The following is an 873-nucleotide window of genomic DNA, read 5'->3' on the forward strand; positions in this document are numbered from 1 at the left end:
CGAATTATAAAGAGCATTTTTCTGTGCCTGCGCAGCGCTGTGCTGCGTGTCGAATTCCTGCGCCAGTTTGGTCGAAGCTTCCGGCTGCCGTGTCCTGAATTCGCCAAGATCAGCGTTCTGGCGGGCCAGATCGGCTTGCGCCGCCGCCTGACGCCCGGTCACGTCGTCGACCTGCTGGCGGGCAGCGCTCAAGGTGTCGTCGTACTGACGTGTTGCCTCATTGGTGAAATTCCGACCTTCAGCGCCACGGGGTGTTGACGCATCAAGGCGATCCGACGCCAGCGAACGACGGGCCGTGTCGCGCTCGACAAAGCGCTGCGGGTCGCGGGCGCGAAGAACGTTCTCTTGAATAGACATACCGATGTCGTCGGCCAACATGCCGGTGGTCGGCGTTTCGGATTTGTTGGCAAACTGTGCGAAGTCTTTTGCACCTTCGTCGATGTTGGCGAGAGCCTGCGCACGGTTGGTCGGCATATTCTGCGCCACGCGGGCCGCTTGGTCCATTTCGGTGCGCGTGTACCGCTGGCCGGTGGTTGGATTGATTGGCGACGCTGCGTCTTCCGAACCCTGAATGATATTGCGGCCCAGATTGCCAATACCTTTAACTGTGCCTTCCGCAACAGAAGAAAGCCCTGCCGCGCCGACACCGCCCATGAGCGCAGCCAGTGTTTTCGCTATAGGGCTGAACGATGAATCCTGAACCGCCTGCGGTGCGAATTCGTCATAGCTCTGCGCGCCAATGCCCGCGCCTGCGCCAGCGATGGCGTCACGTGCGATCGTCGCGCCCGCACTTGAAGCGTACGGCTGCGTCAAACCGCCAAGTAAACGTGAGCCCTGCCCGGCCACTTGTGCTGGAGCGCTGGCTAAACCCAT

Annotated in this window: 1 protein-coding gene; it reads right to left on the minus strand. The window is 60.9% G+C overall.

Translation table 11 applies throughout. The features are described 5' to 3' along the window. Positions 1-813 (minus strand): hypothetical protein (locus tag ACTJKP_RS26975; protein ID WP_440632844.1); only part of this gene is annotated, 813 nt, incomplete at its 3' end. Between the last annotated feature and the right edge of the window lie 60 nt (positions 814-873).

It is taken from the genome of Brucella sp. 22210 (assembly GCF_052045675.1).
Classification (GTDB): Bacteria; Pseudomonadota; Alphaproteobacteria; order Rhizobiales; family Rhizobiaceae; genus Brucella.